Annotated in this window: 16 protein-coding genes and 1 pseudogene; 6 read left to right on the top strand and 11 right to left on the bottom strand. The window is 65.8% G+C overall.

The features are described 5' to 3' along the window. Nucleotides 1–89: 89 nt before the first annotated feature. Complete coding sequence (locus XI04_RS28690) at nucleotides 90–1,436, bottom strand: RsmB/NOP family class I SAM-dependent RNA methyltransferase (RefSeq protein ID WP_028139335.1); 1,347 nt, start codon at nucleotides 1,434–1,436, stop codon at nucleotides 90–92. A gap of 189 nt (nucleotides 1,437–1,625) precedes the next feature. Here XI04_RS28690 and XI04_RS28685 point away from each other — a divergent pair, with 189 nt between their 5' ends. Then, nucleotides 1,626–1,835 carry a DUF1674 domain-containing protein gene (locus tag XI04_RS28685; protein ID WP_028139334.1) on the top strand — a complete coding sequence of 70 codons (210 nt, stop codon included), beginning with the start codon at nucleotides 1,626–1,628 and terminating at the stop codon, nucleotides 1,833–1,835. Nucleotides 1,836–1,871: 36 nt separating this feature from the next. On the opposite strand, the pseudogene cysC reads toward XI04_RS28685, so the two are convergent. From cysC to XI04_RS28665, 4 genes and pseudogenes are all read right to left on the bottom strand, one after another. Beyond that, nucleotides 1,872–3,766 (bottom strand): annotated as a pseudogene (gene cysC / locus XI04_RS28680) (adenylyl-sulfate kinase). Beyond that, entirely contained in the window at nucleotides 3,766–4,725 is a 960-nt protein-coding gene (gene cysD / locus XI04_RS28675) for a sulfate adenylyltransferase subunit CysD (protein WP_038972993.1), read from the bottom strand. Before cysD ends, cysC begins: the two are co-directional and overlap by 1 nt. Nucleotides 4,726–4,730: 5 nt before the next feature. Then, nucleotides 4,731–5,750, bottom strand: a complete 1,020-nt coding sequence (locus tag XI04_RS28670) for a sulfotransferase family protein (protein ID WP_028139331.1) — start codon at nucleotides 5,748–5,750, stop codon at nucleotides 4,731–4,733. Nucleotides 5,751–5,906: 156 nt separating this feature from the next. Continuing rightward, nucleotides 5,907–7,625, bottom strand: coding sequence for a methyl-accepting chemotaxis protein (locus XI04_RS28665; protein ID WP_028139330.1), 1,719 nt, complete (start codon nucleotides 7,623–7,625; stop codon nucleotides 5,907–5,909). 180 nt (nucleotides 7,626–7,805) lie between these two features. Between XI04_RS28665 and XI04_RS28660 the strand changes: the two genes are divergently transcribed. After that, nucleotides 7,806–8,396 carry a thermonuclease family protein gene (locus XI04_RS28660; protein ID WP_028139329.1) on the top strand — a complete coding sequence of 197 codons (591 nt, stop codon included), beginning with the start codon at nucleotides 7,806–7,808 and terminating at the stop codon, nucleotides 8,394–8,396. 56 nt (nucleotides 8,397–8,452) lie between these two features. On the opposite strand, the gene XI04_RS28655 is transcribed toward XI04_RS28660, so the two are convergent. Further along, nucleotides 8,453–8,968 (bottom strand): L,D-transpeptidase, encoded by a 516-nt coding sequence (locus tag XI04_RS28655; RefSeq protein WP_028139328.1) that lies wholly within the window; start codon nucleotides 8,966–8,968, stop codon nucleotides 8,453–8,455. 434 nt (nucleotides 8,969–9,402) lie between these two features. Next, nucleotides 9,403–11,349 carry an acetate--CoA ligase gene (gene acs, locus XI04_RS28650; protein ID WP_028139327.1) on the bottom strand — a complete coding sequence of 649 codons (1,947 nt, stop codon included), beginning with the start codon at nucleotides 11,347–11,349 and terminating at the stop codon, nucleotides 9,403–9,405. 399 nt (nucleotides 11,350–11,748) lie between these two features. Here acs and XI04_RS28645 point away from each other — a divergent pair, with 399 nt between their 5' ends. After that, the gene (locus XI04_RS28645) at nucleotides 11,749–12,918 is read left to right on the top strand and encodes a DNA topoisomerase IB (protein WP_028139326.1); all 1,170 of its coding nucleotides are present in this window, start codon (nucleotides 11,749–11,751) and stop codon (nucleotides 12,916–12,918) included. A 108-nt stretch (nucleotides 12,919–13,026) separates the two neighbouring features. Here the strand turns inward: XI04_RS28645 and XI04_RS28640 are convergent, their stop codons facing one another. Beyond that, the gene (locus tag XI04_RS28640) at nucleotides 13,027–13,482 is read right to left on the bottom strand and encodes an SRPBCC family protein (RefSeq protein WP_028139325.1); all 456 of its coding nucleotides are present in this window, start codon (nucleotides 13,480–13,482) and stop codon (nucleotides 13,027–13,029) included. A gap of 101 nt (nucleotides 13,483–13,583) precedes the next feature. Here XI04_RS28640 and XI04_RS28635 point away from each other — a divergent pair, with 101 nt between their 5' ends. Further along, complete coding sequence (locus XI04_RS28635) at nucleotides 13,584–14,663, top strand: adenylate/guanylate cyclase domain-containing protein (RefSeq protein WP_028139324.1); 1,080 nt, start codon at nucleotides 13,584–13,586, stop codon at nucleotides 14,661–14,663. A gap of 218 nt (nucleotides 14,664–14,881) precedes the next feature. Here the strand turns inward: XI04_RS28635 and XI04_RS28630 are convergent, their stop codons facing one another. The 3 genes from XI04_RS28630 to tsaD form a co-directional block, all read right to left on the bottom strand. After that, nucleotides 14,882–15,295, bottom strand: coding sequence for an EVE domain-containing protein (locus XI04_RS28630; protein WP_028139323.1), 414 nt, complete (start codon nucleotides 15,293–15,295; stop codon nucleotides 14,882–14,884). 117 nt (nucleotides 15,296–15,412) lie between these two features. Then, nucleotides 15,413–16,393 (bottom strand): NAD(P)H-dependent glycerol-3-phosphate dehydrogenase, encoded by a 981-nt coding sequence (locus XI04_RS28625; protein WP_271610602.1) that lies wholly within the window; start codon nucleotides 16,391–16,393, stop codon nucleotides 15,413–15,415. A gap of 2 nt (nucleotides 16,394–16,395) precedes the next feature. Then, the gene (gene tsaD, locus XI04_RS28620; protein ID WP_271610603.1) at nucleotides 16,396–17,469 is read right to left on the bottom strand and encodes a tRNA (adenosine(37)-N6)-threonylcarbamoyltransferase complex transferase subunit TsaD; all 1,074 of its coding nucleotides are present in this window, start codon (nucleotides 17,467–17,469) and stop codon (nucleotides 16,396–16,398) included. 150 nt (nucleotides 17,470–17,619) lie between these two features. Between tsaD and XI04_RS28615 the strand changes: the two genes are divergently transcribed. Continuing rightward, the gene (locus XI04_RS28615) at nucleotides 17,620–18,366 is read left to right on the top strand and encodes a uroporphyrinogen-III synthase (RefSeq protein WP_038972985.1); all 747 of its coding nucleotides are present in this window, start codon (nucleotides 17,620–17,622) and stop codon (nucleotides 18,364–18,366) included. Nucleotides 18,367–18,431: 65 nt separating this feature from the next. Then, nucleotides 18,432–19,667 (top strand): COG4223 family protein, encoded by a 1,236-nt coding sequence (locus XI04_RS28610; protein ID WP_271610604.1) that lies wholly within the window; start codon nucleotides 18,432–18,434, stop codon nucleotides 19,665–19,667. Nucleotides 19,668–19,703 lie beyond the last annotated feature (36 nt).

Genomic DNA, 19,703 nt, shown 5'->3' with positions numbered 1-19,703 from the left:
ACGAATCCCTATTAATCCCAAAATCGGACGTCTGACACCACCTTGAACGTGTGCGAATCAGCGTCGCGGTCGCAAAATCCGGTGCAAAATCAGGATTTAACGAGCCGGGTCGCGAAAAACCCATCGAGACCGCCGAGCTTGGGATCGGCGTTCGGCAGATGGCTGGGCAGGGTGCGCAGATCGCCGTCCCCTGTGATGATTTCGTCGAGGCCCGCGACCTCCGCGGCCTCGATCGGGACGCGGCGAAGCGCAGGCTCGCTCGCCAGCAGCGTTGCCACGGCCTGCTCACCCTCTTCGGGTTCCAGCGAGCAGGTACAGTAGACCAGCGTGCCGCCCGGCTTGAGCAACGATACCGATTTTCGCAGCAGCCGCTGCTGGAGCACAGTCATGGCGGTGACGTCGGCTTCCTGCCGCAGCCACGCCACATCGGGATGACGGCGGATCGTGCCGGTCGAGGTGCAGGGCGCATCGATCAAAATACCGTCGAAGCCTTCGGCTGGGCCGGCCCATTCCACGGCGTCAGCGACGACGGTCTCGGCCTGGAGCGACAGCCGCGCCAGGTTTTCACGCAGCCGCATCACCCGGGCCGGCGAGCGGTCGATCGCCGTGACCTGCGCGCCGGCATGCGCCAGTTGTGCGGTCTTGCCGCCGGGGGCGGCGCAGAGATCGGCAATGGACTTGCCCTTGACGTCGCCGAACAGCCGGGCCGGCAGCGCGGCTGCGGCGTCCTGCACCCACCATTGTCCCTCGGCGAAGCCGGGCAGCATGGTCACCGAGCCGTGCAGCAGCATCCGCACCGTTCCGGTCGGAAGCGTCTCGCCGTGCAGGCGGTTCGCCCATTGCGCGGCATCGGACTTCACCGTGAGATCGAGCGAAGGCTCGTGGCCGAGTGCCAGTGCCATCTCCCTTGCGGTTGCTTCGCCATAATGCGCGCTCCAGCGCGCGAGCAGCCATGGGGGCAGATCCAGCGATTGCGCGGCGACCTCCTCGACCAGCGCCGCGCCCTCGCGCGCGCAGCGGCGCAGCACGGCATTGACGAGGCCGGCATAGCGCGCGGCGCGCCGGTCGGATTGCACCAGGCGAACGGAGAGGTCGACGGCCGCGTGATCCGGCACGTCCATCCAGAGGATCTGCGCCGCGCCGATCAGGAGTGCGCTCTGCGCGCGCGGCGCATCGGAGGGGATGCCCTTGTCGAGCAGGCGGGACAGCACATGGCCGAGCGTGCCGAGCCGGCGCAGCACCGTGGCGACCAGTCGCCGCATCAGCGCGCGGTCGCGGTCGGCAAGCGTCTTCAGTCCGGGATGGGCGCCGCTGCCGTCGAGTTGGTCATCGAGCGTACGGTGCTTGTGCAGCACGCCGTCGACGATGTCGGCGGCAATCCGTCGCGCCGCGAGACCGGGCACTTCGGACGGAGGGGCGAAACGTTGAGATGGCATGCGGAAGCAAGGTTCTGAGCAAGCGGCAGTTCCGCCGCAATGGGCGCATGCCTTGAGAACCCAATCTCTGGCACGCGAATATGCCAAATGTAAGAATCGCTTCGGGCTTTTTCAGCCCTTCCGGGCCGATTTCAGGAATGCGTTATTGGACATCGCGTTGCGGCTCGTCCTGCGCTAGAAAGCCTGGCGATGAGTGATCAGCCTCCCGTTCCCGCCCGCAAGCAGCTTACGCCGGCAGCCCAGCGCGCGCTGGCCGAAGCCGAGGCGCGCCGACAGTCCGCAGCCGCGCAGGCCCAAGAGGCCGGCAAGGCGGCGCCGAAGGAGTTGCAGGGGCCGAAGGGACCCGAGCCGACCCGCTACGGCGACTGGGAGCGCAAGGGCATCGCCTCCGACTTCTGAGCGATCGCCGGTCCTGGAAGGCGTCCACTCCCGCCACTACAGATAGTGATTGTCCCTGAGATAACCGATGATGCGCTCGCAGGCCGCGTCGCTCGACATTTCTGACGTGTCGATGGTGATCTCCGGCGCCTGCGGCATCTCGTAGGGCTGATCGATGCCGGTGAACGATGGCAGCTCTCTCGCCCGTGCTTTGCGATAGAGCCCCTTGGGATCGCGATGCTCGCATTCGGCCAGCGGGGTCGCGACATGGATCTCGATGAACTCGCCTGCCTCGACCCGCTGGCGCGCCAGCTCGCGCTCGTTGCGGAACGGTGAGATCAGCGCGACCAGCGCGATCATGCCGGCATCGACGAACAGCGCCGCGATCTCGGCAGTGCGCCGGACGTTCTCCGCCCTGTCCGCGTTGGAGAAGCCGAGGTCGCGGTTGATGCCGTGGCGGAGATTGTCGCCGTCGAGCAGCGCGGCGTGGCGCCCGAATTCGGCAAGCCTGCGATCGACGAGATCGGCGATGGTCGATTTGCCGGCACCGCTCAGCCCCGTGAACCAGAGCACGCAGGGCCGCTGCTGCTTCAGCTGCGCCCGCACGGGTTTGTCGACGGCAAGCCGCTGCCAATGAATGTTGGTGGCGCGGCGGAGCGAGAGATCGATCATTCCCGCGGCGGCGGTGCGATGGCTGATGGGATCGACGAGAATGAAGCTGCCCATGTCGCGGTCGTCGCGATAGGCCTCGAACACCAATGGACGGTCGAGGCTGAGATGGGCGTAGCCGATCTGGTTGGCGTCGAGTGTGGCAGCGCTTTCATGCGCCATGGTGTCGATGGCGATGCGGTGCTTGAGCGTCGTGATCACCGCGCCGGTCGAGGCCGCGCCGCATTTGAGCAAATAGCGACGGCCCGCGACCATGGCCTCGTCGTCGAACCAGACGAGATGGGCGGCCAGCTGATCCGAGACCTGTGGCGCGGGCCCCGCCGTCAGCACGTCGCCGCGACTGACGTCGATCTCGTCGGTCAACGTGAGCGTCACCGATTCGCCCGCCGCAGCGCGGTCGCGCTCGCCGCCGGGGATGAGAATGCGCGCGATGCGCGTCTGGCGGCCCGAGGGCTGCACGGCGATGGTCTCGCCGATCGCGACCGTTCCGCTGGCGATACGCCCGCAGAAGCCCGAAACTCCGCATGCGGCCGGTTGACCCATTGCACCGGCAACCGGAACGGCCGCTGCGAGACATCGCCGGAAACGTCGACCGATTCCAGATAGGCGGTGACGGTCGGCCCGGCGTACCAGGGCATCCGCGCGCTGGCGGCGACGATGTTGTCGCCGTCGGGCGCGACGACAGGGATGCACTGGACCTGCGAGATTCCGAGCTGTCCGGCCATGGTCAGATATTCGGCAGTGATGGCCGCAAAGCGATCCCCGTCGAATCCGATCAGATCCATCTTGTTCACGGCGAGCACGACGTGACGGATACCAAGCAGCGACAGGATGTGGCTGTGGCGCCGCGTCTGCGTGATTACGCCCTTGCGGGCATCGACCAGCACCACGGCGAGATCGGCGTTGGAGGCGCCGGTCGCCATGTTGCGGGTATACTGCGCGTGCCCCGGCGTGTCGGCGACGATGAAGCGGCGCAGCTTGGTGGCGAAGAAGCGGTAGGCGACGTCGATCGTGATGCCCTGCTCGCGCTCGGCCTGCAAGCCGTCGACCAGCAGCGCGAAATCGAAATCGCCGCCGGTGGTGCCGACCGTCCGGCTCTCGGACGCCAGCGCGTCGAGCTGGTCGTCGAGCAGCGTCTTGGAATCGTAGAGCAGCCGGCCAACCAGCGTGCTCTTGCCGTCGTCGACGCTGCCGCAAGTGACGAAACGCAGCGTCGGACGATCGTCCTGTTCGAGCCGCGGCGCATCGGAGGCAGCGATCGTGGGTGCCTCGTGATAGGACATCAGAAGTAGCCTTCCGCTTTCTTGCGCTCCATCGATGCGGGACTGTCCCGGTCGATCATGCGTCCCTGCCGCTCGGAGGTGCGCGAGGCCATCATCTCGCGCACGATCTCGGGGAGCGTTGCCGCGGTCGAGACCGTGGCGCCGCTGAGCGGATAGCAGCCCAGGGTGCGAAACCTGACGGAGCGCCATCGCGGCTCTTCGCCTGCATGCAGCGGCATCCGTTCATCGTCCACCATGATCAGCGCGCCGTCGCGCTCAACCACCGGGCGCGAAGCCGCCAGATAGAGCGGAACGATCGGGATGTCCTCGAGCAGGATGTAGTCCCAGACGTCGAGCTCGGTCCAGTTCGACAGCGGAAACACCCGCATGCTCTCGCCGGGTGCGAGCATCGTGTTGTACAGGCTCCACAGCTCGGGCCGCTGGTTCTTCGGATCCCAGCGATGCGCCGCGCTCCGGTGCGAGAACACGCGCTCCTTGGCGCGCGATTTCTCCTCGTCGCGCCGCGCGCCTCCGATCGCGGCGTCGAAGCCGTGGAGGTCCAGCGCCTGCCGCAACGCCTGGGTCTTCATGACGTCGGTGTAACGGGCCGAGCCGTGGGTGAAGGGGTCAATGCCCTGGCTCAAGCCGTCATTGTTGGTATGGACGATCAGGTCGATGCCGAGTTCGCGCGCGCGACGGTCGCGAAACGCGATCATCTCGCGGAACTTCCATGTCGTGTCGACGTGCAGCAGCGGAAATGGCGGCTTGCCGGGATGAAAGGCCTTCATCGCCAGGTGCAGCAGCACCGAGGAGTCTTTGCCAATGGAATACAGCATCACCGGCCTGCGGAATTCGGCCGCCGTCTCCCGCAGGATGTGAATGCTTTCCGCCTCCAGGCGCCGAAGATGGCCGGCGGCGTGAAGCTGCTCGCCGCCGGTTCTTTCAAGGAGGGGTTCGGCGCTCGTGGGATTGTCCAGCATGCGGATCACGCGGCCTCAGCGAACCAGTCGCCGAACAGATGCGCCGAAATTGCCGCATTCAGGCCGAGATCGCGGACGCACGCCGCGACCGAAGCTCGATAGGCGTCATTGACCCCGCAGCGCTCCAGGATCTCCAGCTGAGCTTCGCTCACCGAGCCCGTCGCGCGGCGCTGGTAGCGATAGGCGCTATCGGAGGTGTGCAGATTGGGCACCTTGTAGATCGTCGCTTCGCTCGGGAAGATGACGCGCGCGTTGTTTGCCTGCACGCTTCCCGGTTCCCGCCATGACGTCACGGCATTCTCGGTAAAGCTGCTCGAAAGGCCGAGGCGGTCGAACAAGACGCGCACCGACGACAGGGCCTCCTTGCTCACCTCGTAGACGTAGTGCGTGACGGGAACGCCTTGTTGCTGGGCGTAACCTGCGACGCGGGCCGCGCTGAGTGCGGCGACGACATAGTGCCGCAGCAATGTATCTTCGGGCCCGCGCGAAATCAGCTTCTCGAGCCATGACGCCAGCGAACTCGCCGGCTCGCGATCGAGCATGATGAGATGCAGACGGTGCCGCGGATAGCCTGCTTCGACCAGGAGCTGCAGCGGATTGAACAAGCTCTCGGCGAGCACGTAGGGCCCGATCGTTTCCTTGCTGAAGATGTGCGGCTCGTCGCTCGCCGAGGGGATGACCCAGGGCGTCAGCGGACGGCCGACGAGCGCGTCGCGCAGGATCGCCTTCAGCGGTTGATAATATGAAGGCATGCCGGTCATGCCGAACAGATTGCTGAGGGCGGTCGAGCCGACTCTGGCCTTGCCGCATGCAAAATAGAGCATCGGAAAGTCCTGCGCCGGACGATGCAGGAAATCCTCGGCGAGGCAGTCCGTCACTTCACGCATCAACGTCGCGAGCGTGACGGCTCTGCTCTGGAATTCGCCCACTGGGGACAGCAGCATGGTGTCGAGGGAACTGTGCTGCTGCCGAACGAGGTCGGCCATTCGTTCGAGCGAATCGGCTGAAATTGCGTCGATGTTCATGTCGGAGGACCCGCTGTAGGGAGTTCCACGAGCGATTGCTCGTTGGATCTTTTCCAACCTACAGTTGTCATGGGTGCCGGACAATTCCGGGGAATCCCGGAGGCGCTATCCATACGCGACGAGCATTGAAGATGTGCTCGTCGCCGCTATGCAGTTTCATACCGCGCGCACGGTGTTGAGGAACTTCTCGACTTCCGTCTTCAAGAGGCTGCTTTCACTCGACAGCGAGCGCGCCGATGCCAACACCTGCCCCGACGCCGCGCCGGTCGCGCTCGCGCCATGACTGACCTGGGCGATCTTGTCTGCGACTTCGACGGTTCCCTTGGCGGCTTCGCTGACGTTGCGCGCAATCTCGGCCGTCGCTGCACCCTGTTCTTCGATCGTCGCTGCAATGGTGGACGAAATGTCTGAAATGCGGGCGATGGTCGCGCCGATTTCCTTGATCGCTCCGACGGAGTCCTCGGTTGCCGATTGCATGCCGGCGATCTGCGCGCTGATTTCCTCGGTCGCTCGCGCGGTTTGCGCCGCGAGCGCCTTCACCTCGCTCGCCACGACCGCAAAGCCGCGGCCGGATTCGCCGGCGCGCGCCGCCTCGATCGTTGCGTTCAGCGCCAGGAGGTTGGTCTGTTCGGCAATCGCGGTGATCAATTTGACGACGTCGCCAATTCGGCCCGCCGCCTTGAGCAGTTCATTGATCCGGACATCGGTGCGCTCGGCCTGCCTGACCGCTTCGCTGGCGATGCGGCTGCAATCGTGGACCTGGCGTCCGATCTCGACGACCGAGGTGCTCATTTCCTCGGCGGCGGACGCGACCGCTCCGACATTGGTGGACGCCTCCTCCGAGGCCGCCGCGACCATTCCGGAGAGTTCCTGGGTCTCTTCCGCGGTTCCCGACAGCGTACCGGCGGCTGCCTCGAGCTGCTGGCTGGCCGCTGACACAGAGTCGATGATGCCGCCGACCGCGGCTTCGAACACGCCGGCGAGCTGGGTCATCTCTTCCTTGCGCTGAGCGGCCGCAGCGGCTTCCTGATTCTTCTGCTCAACCTCCATCTGCTCGATACGGATCAGGTTTTCCTTGAAGGTCTGAGCCGCGCGAGCGTTGTCGCCGACTTCATCGCCGCGGCGCGTGTAGGGAATCTCGATCGCCTTGTTGCCGGCGGCGAGCTGGAGAAGCACGTCGCCGATGCGCCGGATCGGCCGGGCGATGTTCGACACGGAAAAGACGGCGGACCCGATCAACGTCAGAACGACGAAGACGCCGACGATCAATGCGAAGGTGGCGACGCGGTCCAGTTCGGCCAGCATCTCGCCCTTGCGGCGCGCGGCGAATTCGTTGGCAACGCCGACCAGATCGTCGATCCGTTTGCTGACTTCCAGGGCTGCCGGACGCATACGCTCTGCGAGAATGGTGGCCTTCGTCGACTCTGCGGCAGTCCTGGCGCCGCCCGAGGGGGCGCCAATGACGGTCTTTTGCGCCCCCGCCAGTTCAATGCCGCTGGTCAGATACGCATCGACGAATTTCTTGGTCTCACGATAGGCGTCCTGGGTGACCTTGCGGGTCGCCCGGTCGGTGGCCGTATCGATTTCCGCGCCGGCTTCGCCTGCTCGCGCGCGGAGATTCTCGAGGAGCTTGTCAACCTCTCCGGCTGACGAGGCGGAGCTGATCTCGAGAGCTGCGAGCTGCGCCCGCGCCATCGCCGTCTGCGCCGCTTGCGCATTGCCTTTGTTGAGGTAGTTGATCGTGACCAGGCGATTGGATTCGGCAATCGACCGGTTGCCGAGCATCTGGTTGGTCAGCATGCCGCAGACCAGCACAACGCTCACGCCGGTGACGATGCCGAGCTTTGTTCCAATGCGAAACCTGAATGACCCCACCGCTCTCTCCTCGCGTTGCTGTATAGCAGGTATTCGCAACCAATGATTGAGATTTGGGTAATATTCGCGGATCTCCGGTAGAACTACGGCCGACATATTCGACGATGGAATTTTCCTGCATGGTTCCGCTATGTGCGCGCTCGTGCTTTGAGTTCCCCCGTCTCTGTCCTAGCGTGATTGATGCCTTTCCGGGATCGACCTAATTCCTATCGGCCGCAGTTCGGCGGCTCGCCGTTCGGTCGGCGCTTCTCCGGATTATTGCCGTGGATGTTCGTGGTGGGCATCGCGCTGGCCGTCGTACTCACCTTTCGCCATGGAATGGGCTGGCTTGTTCCTGATGCCGATGGCGACCGCACGCGGAATGCCGAGATCGTTCTCGAGCAGGCGGGCCATCCCGATGTTCGCGAGCCGGTGGACGTCATTCGCACCATCGACGGCGACACCTTTCTCGCGCGTGTTCGTCAGCGCGGCGGCCGCGATCTCGTCGTGCGGGTTCGGTTGCGCGGCATCGACGCGCCCGAGATGAAAGCGTCTTGCCGGGAGGAGCAGGACAAGGCCGAAGCCGCGGCCCGCGCGTTGCGCGATCTGCTCGGTCAGGGCGACGTGACGATCACCAATCTCGGCCCCGACAAATACGGCCGCGTTCTCGCCGACGTCGCGACCCGGCGGACTGCGAACGTTGCGGCGGCATTGCTCGCCGGCGGTTTTGCGCGAAGCTACACTGGCGGCCATCGCGACGGCTGGTGCACGCGCGGCTGGCGCTTCTGGTAACAAAAAAGCCGCGTTCGGGGACGCGGCCTTTTCCTGTCTTGCCTTGATCCCGGCGATCAGCGCGTCACGACCACCGTGGTGCCGACCGAGACGCGGCCATAGAGATCGGTGATGTCGTCGTTGAGCATGCGGATGCAGCCATAGGAGACGAAGCCGCCGATCGAGCCCGGCACGTTGGTGCCGTGGATGGCGTATTCACCGCCGGCCAGCGTCATCGCCGCAACGCCCATCGGGTTGCGCGGCGAGCCGCCCGGAATCATGTCGGGAATGCTCGGCTTGTCACGCTTGACCTCGGCCGGCGGTGCCCAGGCCGGGTTGCGATATTTCCCGTCAATGCGGGTAGTGCCGGCCCATTGCTTGCCGGACTTGCCGACGCCGACCGGATAGCGCACGGCGTGGCCGTTATCGAGGATGAGATAGAGCCGCCGCTCGCTGGTTTTGACCACGATGGTGCCCGGCGAATAGTCGGCCAGATGCGCCCCCACCATTTCCGGCCGCGCCTGCGCCGCCGTCGACATCAAGACCCCTGCCCCGATGGTGGCGGCCAGCGCCGCCGCAATCCTAATCGACATCGATTTTCCCCTAAGCCCGAACGGATCGTCCAAAATTACGCGGAACCGGCAATTGCCAGCTTGCCACGTCCTTGTCAGGGGACATTCTTAACCGCGCCCTTTAACCGGTTGGTTTCCAAGCACGGCTGCCAAGGGCCAGCCAGCAGGGGGAACAAAGGAAATGTTCGAAATAAAGTAAATGACCTGAAAACAACACTCGGCGGGAAAGATGTAGCCGCACCGGCACGCGCGCTGACGAGTGCGTGAGGATGTGAACGGCTGTTGTTTACCGGAGGGTCGACGACAAACGCGGTCTCGTGTCCCGGACAAGGCGCAGCGCGTCGCGCCGCGACGCAGAGCCGGGACCCAGTTCTTTGCGCTGGGATGGATGGGCCCCGGCTCAGCAGCGCACCGCGACGTGCGCGCTGCGCTGCGTCCGGGGCAGGAGAGCAAGCTTACGCCGACTTCTTGTTCTGCCGGTTCCTGACGAGATCGTCGACCACGGCGGGATCGGCCAGCGTCGAGGTGTCGCCCAGGCTGCCCGGCTCATCCTCGGCGATCTTGCGCAGGATGCGGCGCATGATCTTGCCGGAGCGGGTCTTGGGCAGGCCCGGCGCAAACTGGATCTGGTCCGGGGATGCGATCGGGCCGATCTCCTTGCGCACCCAGGTGACGAGTTCCTTGCGCAGGTCGTCGGTCGGCTCGATGCCGGCCATCAGGGTGACATAGGCGTAGATGCCCTGGCCCTTGATGTCGTGCGGGAAGCCGACCACGGCAGCCTCGGAGACTTTCTCATGCGCCACCAGCGCGCTCTCGACTTCCGCGGTGCCCATGCGATGGCCGGAGACGTTGATAACGTCGTCGACGCGGCCGGTGATCCAGTAATAGCCGTCGGCATCGCGGCGGCAGCCGTCGCCGGTGAAGTACTTGCCCTTATAGGTCGAGAAATAGGTCTGCTCGAAGCGGGCATGGTCGCCGTAGACCGTGCGCATCTGGCCGGGCCAGGACCGCGTCAGGCAGAGATTGCCCGAGGTCTCGCCGTCCAGAACCTTGCCGTCGGCGTCGACGATCTCAGGCACCACGCCGAAGAACGGCTGCGTCGCCGAGCCCGGCTTGAGCTTGGTCGCGCCCGGCAGCGGCGTGATCAGGATGCCGCCGGTCTCGGTCTGCCACCAGGTGTCGACGATCGGGCAGCGGTCGTCGCCGACGACGCGGTGATACCACTCCCACGCTTCCGGATTGATGGGCTCGCCGACCGAGCCGAGCAGGCGGAGCGAGGCGCGCGATGTCTTCTTCACGGGCTCGTCGCCCGACTGCATCAGCGCGCGGATCGCGGTCGGTGCGGTGTAGAAGATGTTGACCTTGTGCTTGTCGATGACGTTCCAGAACCTGGAATTATCCGGGTAATTCGGCACGCCTTCGAACATCAGCGTCGTCGCGCCATTGGCGAGCGGCCCATAGAGAATGTAGCTGTGGCCGGTGACCCAGCCGACGTCAGCGGTGCACCAGTAGATGTCGCCGTCGTGATAATCGAAGACGTATTGATGCGTCATCGAGGCGAACACGAGATAGCCGGCGGAGGTGTGCAGCACGCCCTTGGGCTGGCCGGTCGAGCCTGAGGTGTAGAGGATGAACAGCGGGTCCTCGGCGTGCATGTGCTCGACCGGGCATTCCGTCGTCACCATCGCCGCCGCCTCGTGATACCAGAGGTCGCGCGTCGGGTTCATGTCGATCTTGCCGCCGGTGCGCTTGACCACCACGACCCAGTCGACGTCGTCGGCCTTGGCGAGCGCGGCGTCGACGTTGGCCTTCAGCGGCACCTTCTTGCCGCCGCGCAGGCCTTCGTCCGCGGTGATGATGATCTTGGATTTGCAGTCATTGATGCGCTGGGCGAGGCTGTCCGGCGAGAACCCCGCGAACACCACGGAGTGGATCGCGCCGATGCGCGCGCAGGCGAGCATCGCATAGGCCGCTTCCGGAATCATCGGCAGGTAGATGGTGACGCGGTCGCCCTTCTTGACGTTGCGGGTGCGCAGGATGTTGGCCATCCGGCAGACCTCGTCGTGCAGCTCCTGGTAGGTGATATGCTTGGACTGCGAGGGATCGTCGCCTTCCCAGATGATCGCGGTCTGGTTGCCGCGCTTGGCGAGATGGCGGTCGATGCAGTTGTAGGCGACGTTGAGGATGCCGTCCTCGAACCATTTGATCGAGATGTTGCCGGGCGCGAACGAGACGTTCTCGATTTTCGTCGGCGCGTGCATCCAGTCGATGCGCTTGGCCTGCTCCGCCCAGAAACCATTCGGGTCCGAGATCGAGCGAGCGTACATCTCCTTGTACTTGGCCTGGTCGACCCAGGCGCGCTTCGCCCACTCCGCCGGGACGTCGTAGATCTTCTCGGACATGCTTCCCTCCACATACGGCAGGCCGAACGCTAGCGACCGGCGAGCCGACTTGATCATTGACTGATTATGCGTCGGGCTAACCGGGCCCGACAAGGAGCACAAGCTGGACCTTCGGCGGGCGGCCGGCCATGCGGAGGATCAAGGCCACCTGCTGTGACTGTCGCAGATCTGAAACAAGCCGGCGGGCGGCTTTCGGGGCCTTGCCCAGCTCCGCGGAACAGGCCGGCGCAGGGGCCCCATGCATTAATGGAGGTATTTAGAAACCACCCTCACCGATTCGGGACTCGCAATAGTGTTCGGAACACCCTAAATGGCCAACCCGGGTCCGAAGAGACCCTTCGGAACAAAAATCAGAACAGCGGCATTGACCGGTAACAGACAGGGCTAAGGCATAAGACTATGATGGATCAGCAGAATCTCGGGACGATACGGCCCGCTTCAGCCGATCCTGCGGCCATTGCACTGGCCAAAGCCCTCGGACAATGGCCGAAACCCGCCGCTTTCAGGCGTCCTAGCCCGAAGAAGGCCTTCGACACGGCGCCCGCGGCGACGGTCGAAGCGCTTGCCAAGGAGCTCGGCCTGCGGCTCGGCGACCAGAACGAGCTGACCATCCGCCGCATCCGGCGCGGCAAGGGCTATTCCTTCGTGCGTCCCAATGGCGCACATATCCGCGACGCCCGCACCATCCGCCGGCTGCACGCCATGGCGGTGCCGCCGGCCTATCGCGAGGTGCGCTACTCCGCCGATCCGAGCTTGCATCTCCAGGCCGTGGGCCGCGATGCCGCAGGCCGGCTGCAATATCGCTATCACGCCGATTGGGAGAAGGTCCGCGAGCACCGCAAGGCGCATCGTCTGGAAAAGCTCGTCGGCGCGCTGCCAAAGATCCGGCGCAAGGTCTCGGCGTTCCTGTCGGGCGACGAGCCGACGCGTGAATTCGCGCTCTCGGCCGTGATCGAGCTGATCGCGCGCACTGCGATCCGTCCCGGCAATGAATCCTATGCCCGCCTCAACGGCACCCGCGGCGCCACCACGCTGCTGAAGTCGAACGTCACCCTTGAGGACGACAGCTTCGTGCTGACCTTCAAGGCGAAGGGCGGCAAGGCGGTGCGCAAGGAGTGCGATGCGGCCAAGCTGGTGCGCGCCATCGGCATTTTGCAGGGCGTCCCCGGCAAGCGCATGTTCCAGTATCGCGATGCCTACGGCATCGTGCGCGCGGTCAACACCACGCAGGTGAACGCGTTCTTGCGCGAGATCGCCGGCATCAAGATTTCGCTGAAGGATTTCCGTACGCTGATGGCGTCTGCCGTCGTCGTGGAATCGCTGTCGCGAATCACGCCGGCGACCAGCCAGCGCGGCCGCAAGAAGCAGGTGCTGGACGCGATCCGCGCCGCAGCCGACAAGCTCTCCAACACGCCGGCGATCTGCCGCAAGAGCTACGTCCACGACACCATCGTCACCGCGTTCGAGGACGGCATCCTCGAGCGCTTCGCCGCGACCATGAAGGGCCAGCGCTCGCAGGCGAGGCGCGAGCAGCTTCTGGCGCAGGTGGTGGCGACAGCCGCGGTGTAACGACACTGCCGTAGGGTGGGCAAAGCGAAGCGTGCCCACCATTTCTGTTGCGGTGTTGGGGTAGATGGTGGGCACGGCGCAAGTGCGCCTTTGCCCACCCTACGAGAGCTACGACTTGGGCGAGACGCCGTTGTCGGGACCGGGATCGCCGCCTGCGGCTGCGGTCGTGAGCCGTTCCATATAATGCGCCCACCCCGTCGCGTGCGCGGCGGCCTGCGCTTCGCTTGGCAGGCCGCTATGGGTCATGCGCAGCAGCGTGCCGCCGTCGCGCTCGATCAGGTCGATCTCGATCAGGCTCGAGCCGGGCGGTACCTCCTGGCCGCCTTCCCATCCGAACGTGTAGGCCAGACGATGCACCGGCACGACCTCGCGGAAGGCGCCGCGGGCGACGCCGCTGCGGGGGCCGATGCCCTTGAGCAGATAAAGCCCGCCGGGATGCGGCTCCGTGGTGGCATCGGAGCCCATCCAGCTCAGGATTTTCTCGGGGTCGGTCAGATAGGCGAAAACGGTGGCACGTGGTGCCGCGATCTGGGTCTCGCGTCGCACTATGAACGGCTCGGTCATCGGCGATCATCCCTTCGCTGCCATTGGCACATGGCGGCGCCAAAGCGGCGCGTCAAGGATTGCCCGTGACAAGGGCGGCCCGCCTTGGCCATGATCGAGCCATGCAGCTCTCCCCGACCCTCGCCTGGCTTGTCGATGCCGCTTCGGATAGCGCCGGAGCTGATCGCCTGCTTGCGGAACTCGCCGCCCATCTGGTCGCCGACGGCGTGCCGCTTGCGGGGGGCGCCCTGACGCTGGAGGTGCCGCATCCGCTGATCGCGAAGCGGACCTGGTTGTGGCGTGCAGACAGCGGCCAGGTAATCGAAGCACTCGGCTTCGCGCCGGGCGGATTGGCGCCCGATCCGCCCAACGATGCCGGTCGCCGCTGGCTGCGCGACATCGCGCGCGGCGACGTCCACGAAGACATCGCCGGACGTCCAGATGGGCCGCAGCTTTGCTGGATCGGGCCGCGTCCGTTCACCGCGGACGACATCGGGCAATTGCGCCAGGCCGCGCGTTTTGCCGCGACGCCCCTCGCCGTGCTGGCCGCGCGCGCCACGTTGCGCGCGACGTTAGATGCCTATCTCGGCAAGCGGAGCGCGGAGCGGGTGCTGGCGGCACCTCTGCGCCGCGATCTCGGCGAGACCATTCAGGCCGCGCTGCTCTATGCCGACCTCCGCAACTTCACGACGTTGTCGGAAACCTCTCCGCCTGCGCAGGTCATCGCCGCGCTCGATGCCTGGTTCGATCGCATCGCCGGCGCTGTCCACGCCTTTGGCGGCGAGGTGCTGAAATTCATCGGCGACGGCGTGCTCGCGATCTTTCCGGTGGTCGAGGCATCGCCCCGCCGCGCGTGCGATGCCGCCCTGCGTGCCGCAGGCGCGGCCGAGGCCGGCATGGTCTATCTCAACAAGGAGCGCGGCGCTCAAGGGTTGTCGCCGCTGGCATTCGGTGCCGCACTTCATCTGGGCGAGATGCTGTGGGGCAATATCGGCGCCGCCAACCGGCTCGACTTCACGGCGATCGGTCCCGCCGTCAATCTCGCCAGCCGGCTCGAGGGATTGTGCAAGTCGCTGGGGCGGACCGTGCTGGTGTCGGGCGCGCTCGCCGCCGAGACGGACATGCCGCTGATCGCGCTCGGATCGCATTCGCTGCGCGGCATTGCTGCGCCATGCGAGGTGTTTGCGCTGCCGGAGATGTGAGCGCGGGTATTGCAGGTCGTTGTGCGATGGCCGTGCCAAACTCTCGGTGTCGTCCCGGCGAGGGCCGGGACCCATAACCACCAAATTATATTGTAGCACGCGCTGGTAACCCCGAGTCCTCGCAAAACGATTGCTGCGGAGTATGGGTCCCGGATCTACGCGCGCCTAAGAGCGCGCTTGTCCGGGACGACGGCGGAGAATTAAGGCCGCACCTGCGGCTAAACCCCGCCCATCTTGCAGACGAGCTTCCACTCCTCCGCCGTCACCGGCTGCACCGACAGGCGCGAATATTTCACCAGCGCCATGTCGGCGAGCTTCTTCTCGGCCTTGATCGTCGCCATCGTCACCGGCGTCTTCAACGGCTTGTCGGCCTTGATATCGACGCAGACGAATTTCTCGGTCTTGTCGGTCGGATCGGGATAGGCCTCCTTGATGATCTCCGCGATGCCGACGATCTCCTTGCCCTCGTTGGAATGATAGAAGAATGCCTTGTCGCCCTTCTTCATGGCGACGAGGTTCTGGCGCGCGGTGTAATTGCGCACGCCGGTCCAGGCCTCGCCCTTGGCGCCCTTTTCCACCTGCTGGTCCCAGGACCACACCGACGGTTCGGATTTCACCAGCCAGTAGTTCATCGCGCGCGCCCTATCCATTCCTCATGGCCGGGCTTGTCCCGGCCATCCACGTCTCTGCCATCAATTCAATATCAAGACGTGGATGCCCGCGACAAGCGCGGGCATGACGAGAAGACGTCATTCCTCTGCCTTGAAGGGGCGCGTCATCAGTGCCGAGATTGCGGCGTCGATCGTGCTCCGGCCGCTCAGGATCGACGCGACGGCTTCTGATACCGGCATCTCGACGTTTTGCGAAGCTGCGAGTTCGATCAGCACCGGCGCGGTGAACTCGCCCTCGGCAAGCCTGCCCGCAGGCGGCTGCTCGCCGCGGCCCAAAGCAAGGCCAAGGATGAAATTGCGCGATTGCGGGCTCGAGCAGGTCAGGATCAAATCGCCGAGGCCGGACAGGCCGGTGATCGTTTCGCTGCGTGCGCCGAGCGCGCGGCCGAGGCGCGTCAGCTCGGCAAAGCCGCGGGTCGTCAGCGCGGCCTGGGCGGAGGCCCCCAGCTTGCGCCCGACCGCGATGCCGACTGCGATCGCCAGCACGTTCTTGGCTGCGCCGCCGATCTCGACGCCGCGGATGTCCGTGGAGTGATAGGGACGGAACGTCGGTGAGCCCAGGGCCTGCACCAACGCGCTCGCCAACGTCTCATCGCCTGCCGCCAGCGTCACCGCCGTCGGCAAGCCGCGCGCGACATCGTCGGCAAAGCTCGGACCCGACAGGATCGCGGGCTGGACGTGCGGCGCGGCCTCCGCGATCACGTCGGTCATGAATTTATGGGTGCCGTGCTCGATGCCCTTGGCGCAGGCGACGATCGGCACCGGCCCTGTCAGATGCGAGGCCAGCATGTTGACGGCGCCACGCAAATGCTGCGCCGGTGTTGCGATCAGCAACATGTCGGCGCGTGCGGTAAGCGCCAGATCGCTGGTCACGACGATCTCCGGCGCGATCTGTACGCCGGGCAGTCGCGGATTGTCGCGTGTCGAGGCGATCCGCGCGGCATGCTCGGCATTGCGTGCCCAGAGCGTGACGCTCCGTCCCGCCCGCGCCGCCACGGTCGCCAGCGCCGTGCCCCAGGCGCCCGCCCCGATCACCGCGACAGATTGGAACGTGGTCATGGCTAGAATCCCGCCCGGGTCTTGCCGTAGCCGGTCGGCGCCGTCGCGTTGGCGTCGAGCAACCAGCGCGCGCGGGGCTGCGCTTCCATCGTGTCGGTCAGGCCGAGTGCGAGTCGTTCGGCGCCGGCCCAGGCGATCATCGCGCCGTTGTCGGTGCAGAGCGCGGGCGGCGGCATGATCAGTTGCGTCCCGGCTTGCTGTGCGACCTCATCGAGGGCGCCGCGGATCGCCTGATTGGCCGCGACGCCGCCGGCCGCGACCAGGGCACGCGGTGCGCCGAATTTTTCGCGGAACAGTCTGAGGCCGACGCTCAGCCGGTCGGCGGTCGAATCCAGCACGGCGGCCTGAAAGCTCGCGCAGAGATCGCTGACGTCCTGCGGCGTGATCTCGACCAGCCGGCTCGCTTCAGTGCGGACTGCCGTCTTCAATCCCGACAGCGAGAAATTGGCGTCGGGGCGTCCCTGCATCGGCCGCGGAAACGCAAATCGCGTGGCATCGCCGCCTGCCGCCGCGCGCTCGACCTGCGGGCCGCCGGGATAGGGCAGGCCCAACATCTTGGCGACCTTGTCGAAGGCCTCGCCGATCGCGTCGTCGACGGTGGTGCCAAGCCGTACATACTGGCCGACGCCGGTGACCGCGACGATCTGGGTATGGCCGCCCGAGGCGAGGAACAGGCAGTAGGGAAATTCGATTCCGTCGGTGAGGCGCGGCGTCAGCGCATGCGCCTCCAGATGGTTCACCGCAACCAGCGGCGTGTCGTGCACCATCGCGATCGCCTTTGCGGTGGTGAGCCCGACGATGACGCCGCCGATCAAGCCCGGCCCCGCCGCGGCCGCGACGCCGCCAAGCTGGGCGAAGCCGACGCCGGCCTCCTGCATCGCGCGCTCGATGATGCCGTCGAGCAGATCGACATGGGCACGGGCGGCGATCTCCGGCACCACGCCGCCGAAGCGGGCGTGCTCCTCGATCTGCGACCGCACGATGTTGGACAGGATCCTGCCGCTGCCGTCAGGCGCGCGCTCGACCAGCGCCGCGGCTGTCTCGTCGCAGGTTGTTTCGATGCCCAGTACCAGCATTGGCGAATTGTTATCCAATTTGCGCCCTTGCGCTCATCCGTAAAGCAGAGTTCTGGTACGTCCGGTAGCATTCCGGGGCCAGATTGCGCAATCGCCACGCGCGGCTTCCTCACGAATGCGTGGCCGCCAATCGGTTCGGGAACACCAGCGATGTCCATTCTTGTCACACGGCCGCATCCCGACAATGAGGCGACGGCGGAAAATCTGCGCGCGCGGGGGCTTGCGGTGCTGCTTGCGCCGGTGCTCAAGTTCGAGCCGGTCGCCTTCCATGACGAGAGTGAAGCTCCCTACGGTGCCATCCTCGTCACATCGGCCAACGCGATCCGTGCCGTCGCGCCACAATTGCAGGATCTTGGTCTGTTGGAGTTGCCGTTGTTTGCGGTCGGTGAGCATACGGCTGCTGCGGCGCGCGACGCCGGCTTTGCCGAGGTGATCGTCGCCGGCGGCGATGCCGCGTCCTTGCGCGACAAGGTGATGCAGAGCGCACGCGACAAGGTGCTGAAGAAAAAGAGCACGCTGCTGTATCTCGCAGGCGCGGATCTGTCGCGCGACCTCGGCGGCGAGCTCGGTGCGGAGGGGTTTAGCGTGGTCACACAGACGACCTATCGCATGGCGCCGGTCAAGCATTTGCCGCGCGAGGTCTGCGAGGGCTTTGCCGCTCACGGCGTCGAGGCGGTGCTGCACTACTCCCGGCGCAGCGCCCGGGCGTTCCTGGATGCGGCCAGGGACGAAGGCGTCGAAATCTCGGCGCTGGCTATACCGCAATGCTGCCTGTCCGAGACTGTTGCCAGCGTGCTGCGCGATGCCGGCGCGTCGCAGGTTCTGGTGGCTGCGACACCGGACGAAAATGCCTTATTTACCACCTTGGAGCGTGCGTTGCGCACCCGTTTGGCGTAAGAGGTCGAGCCGAATCCGACGTAATCGGGTCCGTCCCGCGTATGGAAGTGTGAGGAACCGTCACGATGGCCGACGACAAGCCTGAAGACTCAGGATTGGCTCCTGAGTCCGGCCGTGCCAAGCGCACTCCGCCCACCATCGACCTCGAAGCCACCGAAGTCTCGACCCAGCCGCAGGAGGCGGCGGTCGAGCCGGAGGCTCACCTGGAGCCCGAGCGAGCCGCGCACGAGCAGACCAGGGTCGAGGAAGCCAAGTCCGAAGAGATCGAGTCCGAAGAGACCAAGTCCCAGCCGCAGTCTGAACGCGCTGAGGAACAGCCTTCCGTCGCGTCCGCGCCGATGTCGCCCTGGGTCATCGCGCCGTTCTCCGGCGCTGTCGCAGCGGCGGTCGTGATCGCGGTCGGCTGGTTGCTGGGCTGGCCCGCCGTACAGGCGCCGCCGGCCGCCCCGCAAGTCACGAGCGCGACGGTCGATGCGCTGAGCGGTCGCGTTGCGGCAGTCGAAGCCAAGGCCGGCAAGCCCGCCGCCGATCCCGCCATGGCGGCGCGGATCGACGCGCTGGAGAAATCCGCAACCGGCTTGCGCAGCGACGTCGCCAATCTGCGTGCGCAGTCCGACAAGACCGCGAGCACATTGAACGATGCGAAATCGGCGCCGCAAACTGCCGCGCCCGACCTTGCCGCTCTGAGCGACCGCATCGCCCAGCTCGAGCGCGCCAGCAAGACCGAACGTGCCGAGCTTGCGCAGCAGGGCGAGAAGATCGCCGATGCGAAGAGGATGGACGACAAGCCGCTGCGTCATGTGGTGGCGGCGGCCCTGCTCGACGTCGCCGTTCGTCACGGCGATGCTTACGAGTCGCAATTGGCCGCAGCGCGGGCGATGGCGGCAAAGCCCGATGCGCTGAAGCCGCTCGACGCCTTTGCCGCGTCCGGCATCCCGACGCCGGTGGCGCTGAGCCGCGAGCTGCTCAATATCGTGCCGAAGCTGTCGCCGCCGGCGGAAGCCCAGACCAGCGGCACGGGCATCGTCGAGCGTCTCCAGGCAGGAGCCTCAAAGCTCGTCCGCATCGAGCGCACCGACGGGGTCGGCAACGATCGCGGCGCCATCGTCGCACGGGTGACGGCAGCGGCGCTGCGCAATGATTTCGTGGAAGCGCGGCGCGAGCTCAAGACGCTGGCCGAGGCCGATCGTGCGCCGGCGCAGGCCTGGCTCGACAAGGCCGATGCCCGCGACGCTGCGCTCGCCGCTTCCCGCAAGTTCGCCGACGATGCCATGGCGGATCTCGTCAAGCCTGCTCAATAAAGCTTCGCGCAACAATCAGCGCGTATAGGGATCGCC

The sequence above is a fragment of the Bradyrhizobium sp. CCBAU 11430 genome (assembly GCF_028128855.1).
Taxonomy (GTDB): domain Bacteria; phylum Pseudomonadota; class Alphaproteobacteria; order Rhizobiales; family Xanthobacteraceae; genus Bradyrhizobium; species Bradyrhizobium ottawaense.
This window is presented reverse-complemented; position numbering and strand designations above follow the sequence as displayed.

What these genes read in the sequence shown, in the direction of transcription:
- XI04_RS28690 (WP_028139335.1), bottom strand. Translation starts at nt 1,436, where the DNA reads ATGCCATCTCAACGTTTCGCCCCTCCGTCCGAAGTGCCCGGTCTCGCG.
- XI04_RS28685 (WP_028139334.1), top strand. Translation starts at nt 1,626, where the DNA reads ATGAGTGATCAGCCTCCCGTTCCCGCCCGCAAGCAGCTTACGCCGGCA.
- cysD (WP_038972993.1), bottom strand. Translation starts at nt 4,725, where the DNA reads ATGCTGGACAATCCCACGAGCGCCGAACCCCTCCTTGAAAGAACCGGC.
- XI04_RS28670 (WP_028139331.1), bottom strand. Translation starts at nt 5,750, where the DNA reads ATGAACATCGACGCAATTTCAGCCGATTCGCTCGAACGAATGGCCGAC.
- XI04_RS28660 (WP_028139329.1), top strand. Translation starts at nt 7,806, where the DNA reads ATGCCTTTCCGGGATCGACCTAATTCCTATCGGCCGCAGTTCGGCGGC.
- XI04_RS28655 (WP_028139328.1), bottom strand. Translation starts at nt 8,968, where the DNA reads ATGTCGATTAGGATTGCGGCGGCGCTGGCCGCCACCATCGGGGCAGGG.
- acs (WP_028139327.1), bottom strand. Translation starts at nt 11,349, where the DNA reads ATGTCCGAGAAGATCTACGACGTCCCGGCGGAGTGGGCGAAGCGCGCC.
- XI04_RS28645 (WP_028139326.1), top strand. Translation starts at nt 11,749, where the DNA reads ATGATGGATCAGCAGAATCTCGGGACGATACGGCCCGCTTCAGCCGAT.
- XI04_RS28640 (WP_028139325.1), bottom strand. Translation starts at nt 13,482, where the DNA reads ATGACCGAGCCGTTCATAGTGCGACGCGAGACCCAGATCGCGGCACCA.
- XI04_RS28635 (WP_028139324.1), top strand. Translation starts at nt 13,584, where the DNA reads ATGCAGCTCTCCCCGACCCTCGCCTGGCTTGTCGATGCCGCTTCGGAT.
- XI04_RS28630 (WP_028139323.1), bottom strand. Translation starts at nt 15,295, where the DNA reads ATGAACTACTGGCTGGTGAAATCCGAACCGTCGGTGTGGTCCTGGGAC.
- XI04_RS28625 (WP_271610602.1), bottom strand. Translation starts at nt 16,393, where the DNA reads ATGACCACGTTCCAATCTGTCGCGGTGATCGGGGCGGGCGCCTGGGGC.
- tsaD (WP_271610603.1), bottom strand. Translation starts at nt 17,469, where the DNA reads ATGCTGGTACTGGGCATCGAAACAACCTGCGACGAGACAGCCGCGGCG.
- XI04_RS28615 (WP_038972985.1), top strand. Translation starts at nt 17,620, where the DNA reads ATGTCCATTCTTGTCACACGGCCGCATCCCGACAATGAGGCGACGGCG.
- XI04_RS28610 (WP_271610604.1), top strand. Translation starts at nt 18,432, where the DNA reads ATGGCCGACGACAAGCCTGAAGACTCAGGATTGGCTCCTGAGTCCGGC.